Below are 8458 nucleotides of genomic sequence, written 5' to 3'. Positions count from 1 at the left end.
TGCCCAGCCTCTGGAACCTCTTCAGGAATATCATATCGCTACAGCAGCGATAGCCGATCAGCGATGTGACCTCCATGCCCGCATTCATAGCCTGCTCGCCCAGGAAGGCCAAAGGCGCAGTTCCCACCCCGCCTCCGATGATCAGAATCCTTTCTCCCAGAAGAGTAAAACCCTTGCCAAGAGGTCCACGCAGCCCAATGCTCCTTCCCTCGCCCAGGGAATTGAGGGCCTCGGAGGCCTCACCCACCGACTGCACGGTGATGGTATCAGGTCCAGAGAAGCTCATGGGAACCTCATCCAGTCCGCGAATCCAGACCATGGCATACTGCCCGGGATGAGGATCCAGGCTCCTGTCCAGCCGGAGAGTCTTGATCAGAGGGGTTTCGGATTGGACTTCCATTATAACTGTATCGATAGGTCTCATGAGCACCTCCCAGCCATGCCGCACAGCTCTTCTAGAGTTATTGATTTCCTCCCCAGGTATGCAGACAGGCCGGATGTGATCTCCTCGAATACGCCATAGCCCTGCAAAAGGGCGGTCCCCACCTGAATAGCAGAGGCTCCTGCCATGATCATCTCCACCGCATCCTCCCAGGAGGATATTCCGCCCACCCCGATCACCGGGATCTCCAGACGGTAGGCAAGATCGTACACCGCACGAACGGCCACCGGCTTTATAGCCCGTCCGGATAGGCCTCCGAAGCGGTTGCCCAGAATGGGATAGCCGGTCTCAATATCTATAGCCATGGCCTTCAGAGTGTTGATGGCCACCACGGCATCAGCTCCTCCCCTTTGGGCGGCGAGCCCCAGCTCTAGGATGTCGGCGGTGTTGGGGGTTAGCTTCACCCAGACTGGAACGCTTGAGGCTGCCTTCACTGCCCCGGTCACCGATTCTACCAGATCGGGATAACGTCCCAGCTCGCTGCCGTACTTCTCGGCATGAGGGCAGGATAAATTAAGCTCCAAAGCATCAGCATCTAGGTTTCGAGAGATCTGAGCAAACTCCTCTGCGCTGGATGCGAAGATACTGGCGATGACAGGTACCCCCCCTTTTCTGGCAGCATCGATCTCGGCCTGAAAATCCTTATAAGAGGGATTGGGAAGGCCCATGGCATTGATGAGACCACAATCCACATGAACGATGCAGGGACCTGGATGGCCCGCTCTTGGCACAGAGCCAATGGATTTGGTGACGACCCCTCCTGCACCCGCTCGTGATGCGCGGCAGAGGGATGCGCCTGTAGTGCCCAGGATGCCTGCGGCGAGAAGGACCGGATTTTTCAGGTCGAGGCCGCCAGCATGGACAGAAAGCGATGGCATAGTGGGAGATGGTAGAAAAAGGATAAAAGCATTGGGATAGGCAATACTGCAAAGATGGCAGTACTTATATGATGATTACCGTATGATTGTTATCCCAAAATGAGAATTTAGGCCGATGTCGGAGTGGGGAGCGAATCCTGATATTCGGCCAGAGTGCTATGGACCTGATCTATCGCTTTCATCAGGTTCATTCCCTTCTCAGTCGTCTTATAGACCACGTGTGGTCCTTGGCTGGAGACTATCAGGTCGTTCTTAATGAGAAGCTGCAAATAGGGATCAGCCGTTCTGAAGTTAAGGTTTGCCTGATATACCACTTTTGTCTTGCGTGCTCCTTTTATGCAAATTCTAAGAATCTCTGAGATGATCTCATTTCTATTTCGTTTCATCATCTTCCTCCACTCTGGTCCTAATCTCTTGCCTGTATTATAGACGATTATGTCTAATCAGAAAAAAAAACTGTACTGAATTAGCTGCAATTAAAATCCTTATCATCTATCCTTAGCGTTTATTCGTGTTATAGATAATTGCTTAATGCATGCTGAGTTCAGATTTTGCGACAAAGAATTTAGCTATTGTTCCACTATTTGGATCCATCTCCCATTCTTAAGGCGTAATCGGTCCCGAATTCGGGTTGATAAGATACCTTGGGTATGCTTTTTAACTCCTTGCAGCGGAAGAATTGATATACCCTGACGTTTTCTCTCATGACACCGTGTAGCATTAGCAGCATCATACGAGCAAGATCAAATTCACCAGGGTATGAAAATGAATTACTGGCAACCGAAATTGGAGTTAATGGAAAGAAGTGAGCTGGAAGAGCTGCAGCTCAAGCGGCTCAAGAGCATCGCAGAGAAGGTCTACAATAGCGTTCCATTTTACCGCAATAAATTCAAGGAGGCAGGTGTTTCTCCAGATGATATAAAAAGCCTCAATGACCTGTCAAAGCTTCCAACCACTCGCAAGCAAAATCTCAGGGAGAACTACCCCTTTGGCCTTTTCGCTGTTCCTCTGGACGAGGTTGTGCGGGTTCATGCCTCTTCCGGAACGACGGGAAAGCCCACCGTGGTCGGCTACACCGCCAGAGACATTGAGACCTGGTCAGACCTCATGGCCAGAGACTTTGTGATGGCGGGGGTAAGAAAGGGAGACATATTCCAGAATGCGGTGAATTACGGATTCTTCACCGGAGGGCTTGGAGTTCACTATGGCATCGAGCGGATGGGTGCCATGGCTGTTCCTTCCGGTGTGGGAAATACTAATCGCCAGCTGGAGATCATGATGGATTTCGGGGTGACCGTCCTGCACTGCACGCCCTCTTATGCCCTCTACCTGGCAGAGACCGCCAAGGCCAATGGAGTGGTGGATAAACTCAAGCTGAGGATCGGCTGCTTTGGAGCTGAACCCTGGTCGGACGAGGCACGCAAAGAACTGGAGGAGGCCCTGAACATCAAAGCCTACGACTCTTACGGTCTCTCTGAGATGATGGGTCCGGGCGTAGCTTTCGAGTGTCAGGAGCAGAACGGTCTGCATATCTGGGAGGACCATTTCTTGATTGAGATCCTGGATAATAACGAGCAGCCATGTGCGCCTGGTGAGCCCGGCGAGCTGGTGGTTACCTCCCTGACCAAGGAGGCTATGCCTCTGATAAGATACCATACTGGCGATGTGACCTATATTATGGAAGAGAAATGCTCCTGTGGTCGCACCAGCAGAAAGCTGCATAGATTCCTGGGAAGAGCCGATGATATGCTCATTGTGCGGGGCATCAATGTCTTCCCCAGCCAGATCGAGGATGTCTTAGTGAGCATTCCAGAGATTGGAAACTACTTCCAGGTGGTCGTGGACAGAAAGAAGCACGGTCTGGATGAGATCAGCATTCAGGTTGAGCTGAAGGACGAGGCATTTACCGGTGAGTTGGCTGACTTGGCCCGGATCCGGAAGATCACTGAGGATAAGCTGAAATCGGTCTTGAATGTGCGGAGCAGGATAGAACTGGTGGAGAAAGGGTCGATTCCAAGAACGGCTGGTAAGTCAAAGAAGGTCGTGGACCTGCGAGACGTCTACGCCAAGGATGAGAGGGCAAAGGGAAAGAGCTGAAAGTATAGCTCTAAATCGCCTTCCTCACATTTTCTCCATTTTTTTCAATATTTTAAATACATATCGCAGGAGGGAAGAGTTATATAGTCTATAATTCTTAATAGTTATATACATCATCTCAATGCGCCTGTAATGCACCTGATGTATATTGTGATGACATATGCGGCACCGGCATGTTCCCTGATATGGATCGTTAGGCTGCGGCTTTAACGGCAAAAACCAATCTCCGGTTCCGAAATATGGCTAGAGGAGTAGAAGGACATGATTGAATTTGCAGAAAAAGGGAAATCCGATTCGAAGAATGGCCAAAGCGAATTCTTTGAGCATACCTGCGGTGCTGAAGATCAGAGAGATTGCATTATGATGAAGCACATCATCATGGCCGAGGTTCGCAAATCCAATGTACCTTCTTGGGTCTCAGATGAGTTGGAGAAAAAGTTCGAATGTCTCGGCTGCTGGAATTCTCTGGGTGGGAAGCCGAAGATTGAGCTTTTGCATCGTTCGCATGGACGATAGATCATTCTCAATTTCAGGATGAGGCCTGAAATTGGCAGAGCATTGCTGGTATAAGAATCCATGTGATCGAATGATTCCTTATGATTTCTAAAACTCCGGATTTCCTGCACAAGTGGCTAAATCCGTTATCGTTAAAGATAGCTTTTCTGCAAAATTCAGATTTGTGGCAATCCTCCCTGGAAAGATTTATATTCAAAGGCACATAATATGCGATTTAATGATGCGATTGACTGCCATGATCTCGGGCAAGGTGCAGCGGGTTGGCTATCGCGCAAAGGTAGTATCTGCCGCTCAAAACCTGGGGCTGACAGGTTTTGTCCAGAACCGTCCGGATGGTCACGTCCTGCTGATTGCCGAGGGCAGCAGGGAAAACCTGGAGAAGCTCGCATCAGCTATAAAGATAAAGGATCTCCTCATAGATGTGCATGAAATTGAATCTGAGTTCTCAGAAGCTTCGGGTGCTTATCCAACCTTCCGAAAAATGACTGGGCCGGATGAGGTGGGTGAACGCCTTGATGATGGTATAGAGATTCTGAAAGAGCTCGTCGTAGGGGTCAGAGTAATCGCATCAAACACGGAAAAGCTTCTTTCGATAACAGGCAACGGCTTTGCCGAGTTGAATGGAAAGATGGACCAAATGCTAGACAAGCAAGACCAAATGCTAGACAAGCAAGACCAAATGCTAGACAAGCAAGACCAAATGCTAGACAAGCAGGACTCCACTATTGGAGAAATACAAAAATTGAGGTCTGACATGAAGTGTCATCTGGATCGGAGATTCGATCGCATCGAAGGCTATCTAAATGTACAAAAAGAAGAAAGCTTGCCATAAGTGAGAGTGGGCTCGCATAGCCCATTGTATTCCCCATCTTTTTCATAAGGCCTTCTGGAATTTCTAAAGGATCGCATCAACCCCAGAATCTCTTTGTCCTAGCATACTCCTTTTCCGCTTTGAGAATGTCCCTGTAAAACTCGATCTCGTCCTTCTGAAGCTTGCCTATCACCCTCGCTGCGGTCTCAGGTCCTAAACCCCGGCTGGCAAGGGCAATGGCTGCGGTCTTGCCATAGCTTAAGACCAGGTTTGCATTGCGAAAGACCCTCTTGGTCCTGCGCTTCTCATCAGAGGTCTTCTTATCCCGCTTTCGGACCACTTTGATCTCATCCTCCTCCCAGGGCTTGAGAGCAGCCACCATCCTGGAACCACAAAGAGGGCACTCAGGTCGGTCGGGCACCCGTTCGACCTGACGCATGGATTTCCATTTCTTGCAGTTCACGCAAAATAGCAGTACGCGGTCTTTCATAATCCTGTTTTTGAGGAGTTTGATCACTGCAGCATCCGCATTCTCCGGAGAGGTTACATCCTTTCCGCCTCCCCGGCCACTGGTCCCAATAGGCGAGAGGCTGCTGGTGGTCATGGCCATCGAGCCATCCCTGATCCTCACCAGAACCATCCTGGTCCGCTCGATATCCAGGCGATCGTGATAGATCTCCCGCAAGGCCTCTCGGTACATGGGGGTGCCCTCGAATACTGCCAGCAGCTTTGCCATGCTCACTCTCTGATAGTCAACATCCCTGGATAGGGCACCGAACTTGCGGGCCACATGGATCATCTTCCAGCGAAGGAGGGAGGTGTTCTTCAGGGTCATCTCCAGGATGGGCTGAACATAGTCCGGATCAAGATCCTCAATCAGCTTCTCGATCTCTTCCGCCAGCAACGCTTTAGGAAGGGTCAGCTCAATTCTGTAAGGATCGATCTGCAAGGCCACGCTGCTCCCAAAGCGAGCGGATAGGATGGAGGTTATAACCCTGCCCAGAGTATCATTTGTTTTATGGCCGAAGCAGCAGTTTATGATCGCTCCCTCCCCACCGCCTTCCACTACCACCAGAGATTCGTTTGGTACAGGATGATTCTTTTCCCTCTGTCTCATTATGAGATCAACCAGCTCTCTTGCCGCCTCATCTTCCACCGGGTAGCAGCTCTGGAGCCACTCTTCAGCATCTTCCGCTCCCTTGCCCGACTCGAACATCTCGCTGATCTCCCTCCGGATCCGGCCCACCTCCTGGGCCACATCAAAGGGGACGGGAATCTCCTCTCCTGTCCAGCTGGGAATCTCTCCGCTTCGCTGAATGGGAACCACCTTAATCTCCTCCTCAGCAATCTCGGTTATCTCCCAGATTTCTCCCTTGGTCACGAATGTGGCGCCGGGCTGGGCGAAGCCAACTACAAATGCTTCATCCAGGGTTCCCACCGATCTGCGTCCTACTATGTCGTAGACATTGTACCTCTTCTCATCCGGGATCATGGAGAGGTTCTCGATATAGTACTCCCGTGCCTTGCGAGTCCTCTGCAGGATGCCTCCCTCTCGCCTGACCAGTCTGTGCTCCTCCATCTGAGAGACTACTCCCTCCAGCTCCTCCACCGTCAGGTCCCGGAAAGGATAAGCTCTGGAGACGATCTGATGGACTCTCTGGAGGCTTATATCGCCAAAATCGATCTCCAGTCCCACTATCTGATTGGCCAGGACATCCGTCGGCTTCTCATGGATCTTGATCTCCTCCAGCTTCGAGTCTGCCGCCCTCCTGGCGATGGCGCAGGCCTCAGCCACATCGTCGGCACAGGTTGCGATTATGCTTCCAGATGAGACGAGACCAATCTTATGTCCGGCACGACCAACCCTCTGCAGCATCCGGGAGACCTCTCGGGGAGAGCTGTACTGGATGACATGATCCACATCGCCAATATCGATTCCCAGTTCCATAGAGGAAGTACAGATGAGGCCCTGCAGCTCTCCCGCTTTAAAGGCCTCCTCTGCCTCCACCCTCGCCTCCTTCGATAGGCTGCCATGATGAACTCCAATGGGCTCACCAAGCTGTCTGAACCTTGAGCCCAGAACCTCGGCCGCCTGTCTGGTGTTGACGAAGATGAGGCATTTCTTATCTCTCACCTCATCTCGGATCCAGCGGATCTGAGCAGCCAAACGGGGGTCGCACTCCAATGTGCTGGCCAGGGAATAGTCCCCGCCTTTGGGCTGAGGGCTGACCACCTGGTAGTTGCTTGCCCTTTCCACATCTGCACAGACGATCCTGTATCCTCTATTTGTTCCAACGAGCAGTCTGGCTACGGTTTCCGGAGATCCGACGGTGGCAGAGAGGCCGATGCGCTGAAAATCTCCGGCGATCTCAACAAGCCTTTCCAGGAGAACAGAGAGCTGAGAGCCGCGTTTGGAGGAAGCCATCTCATGAACCTCATCCACCACTACCATCCTGACGGTGGAGAGATTAAGGCGCAGCCTCTTTCCGGTGAGCATGACCTGCAGAGTCTCGGGGGTGGTGATCAAGATGTCAGGTGGACTCAATGATTGCCTCCTTCTATCGCTCTGGCTGGTGTCGCCATGGCGAACCGCCACTGAGATCCCCAGGCTTTCGCCCCAGTCATGAAAGCGGCGAAGCATGTCTCTGTTCAGGGCGCGCAGGGGTGTGATGTATACCGCTCTTATTCCTTTTATGCCGTTGGAATCCATACCTCCAGATTCCATAGCGCTGGATTGCATTCCGTCAGAATCCATCGTCCTGCTTGCTTTTTTCTTCTCCCGGCCATGCTTTGGAGTATTGTTGCTCTTTCCTTCGCCGGATAATATCTGGTGAAAGATGGGCAAGCTTGCAGCTTCTGTCTTGCCTGTACCTGTGGGGGCGATGAGGAGAACGTTCTCTCCTGCTAGAATTGTTGGTATCGCCTTCTCCTGAGGGAGCGTCGGCTCGATTATGCCCTGCTCTTGCAGTATTGCTCTGATCCTATGATGAAGATGATCGAAGGCGCTCACAGTCGGTTATTCACAGAATCGGATATGAATACTTTGCGGCAAATTCGGAAGAATGCTACGTCGATGAACGATTAAAGCGTATCTATCTCTCACTAGCTGCAGGGAAGCCAATCTGGTCCTGAAAATCCATAGGAATCGTTGCTGCTCAGATGTATGAACCTCTCAATGTTGAGGACGCCGATCAAGTCCTCCTGCACCAGTCCATAAACCGCATGGCGGCCATAGGGACCTGATTTTACATCTTTGGACTGCCAGGCGATATGAGCCTTGCCGATAAGAGAGGATGCAATCCTGGCCTCTAGAGTAGCATTGCCTCTGCTGCTATCATCCTTGATGCCGGATGGATGAAAAGACCTGCTATTGATCTCCGTCTCCTTTTCCAGATGGTCGAATTCGGAGTATGACTCAGTAACGCTAGCGCCTGCATCATAGTTCTTGACGCAGAGGTAGTCTGAGGTGTTCATCTGGGTCATGGCCTGATAAAATGAGGCGGGCATGCCTGAAACTGCAAGGCCTGCCAGCAGAAAAGCAATGGACAATGAGATCAGGCTCATAAATACCGGCCTCGTGAATATTGGCCTTGTGAATATCTGACTCATAATCCAAATCATCCTCTCGATTGAAGGACAATCTTCTATTTAAGGTACATGCGTGCATCTAAAAAAGACAAAATCATAATGCCGGCTATGCTTCAGTCACCTAAA

6 protein-coding genes and 1 pseudogene are annotated in these 8458 nt (G+C 51.1%); 2 read left to right on the top strand and 5 right to left on the bottom strand.

Going from position 1 to position 8458, the window contains the following annotated elements:
- The 3 genes and pseudogenes from BP727_RS05930 to BP727_RS05920 all read right to left on the bottom strand — a co-directional run.
- Nucleotides 1-424, bottom strand: a pseudogene (locus BP727_RS05930) (dihydroorotate dehydrogenase electron transfer subunit); the annotation flags it as partial.
- The gene (locus BP727_RS05925; protein ID WP_286857847.1) at nucleotides 421-1320 is read right to left on the bottom strand and encodes a dihydroorotate dehydrogenase; all 900 of its coding nucleotides are present in this window, start codon (nucleotides 1318-1320) and stop codon (nucleotides 421-423) included. The gene BP727_RS05925 and the pseudogene BP727_RS05930, both read right to left, overlap by 4 nt.
- Nucleotides 1321-1427: 107 nt before the next feature.
- Nucleotides 1428-1709 carry a winged helix-turn-helix domain-containing protein gene (locus tag BP727_RS05920; RefSeq protein ID WP_048132315.1) on the bottom strand — a complete coding sequence of 94 codons (282 nt, stop codon included), beginning with the start codon at nucleotides 1707-1709 and terminating at the stop codon, nucleotides 1428-1430.
- A 376-nt stretch (nucleotides 1710-2085) separates the two neighbouring features.
- Between BP727_RS05920 and BP727_RS05915 the strand changes: the two genes are divergently transcribed.
- Nucleotides 2086-3417, top strand: a complete 1332-nt coding sequence (locus BP727_RS05915) for a phenylacetate--CoA ligase family protein (RefSeq protein WP_013719839.1) — start codon at nucleotides 2086-2088, stop codon at nucleotides 3415-3417.
- 733 nt (nucleotides 3418-4150) lie between these two features.
- Nucleotides 4151-4765: an acylphosphatase gene (locus BP727_RS05910; protein ID WP_273278329.1), complete on the top strand. Its 615-nt coding sequence runs from the start codon at nucleotides 4151-4153 to the stop codon at nucleotides 4763-4765.
- A 76-nt stretch (nucleotides 4766-4841) separates the two neighbouring features.
- Here BP727_RS05910 and BP727_RS05905 read toward each other — a convergent pair whose 3' ends face one another.
- On the bottom strand, nucleotides 4842-7754 hold the full coding sequence (locus tag BP727_RS05905; protein ID WP_273278328.1) for a DEAD/DEAH box helicase: 2913 nt from the start codon (nucleotides 7752-7754) through the stop codon (nucleotides 4842-4844).
- A 92-nt stretch (nucleotides 7755-7846) separates the two neighbouring features.
- Entirely contained in the window at nucleotides 7847-8308 is a 462-nt protein-coding gene (locus BP727_RS05900; protein WP_013719835.1) for a hypothetical protein, read from the bottom strand.
- Nucleotides 8309-8458 lie beyond the last annotated feature (150 nt).

This window comes from Methanosaeta sp. UBA356, assembly GCF_002496465.1.
GTDB classification, from domain to species: domain Archaea; phylum Halobacteriota; class Methanosarcinia; order Methanotrichales; family Methanotrichaceae; genus Methanothrix; species Methanothrix soehngenii.
The sequence above is the reverse complement of the archived record's forward strand: the minus strand, read 5'-3'. Positions and strand labels throughout refer to the sequence as shown.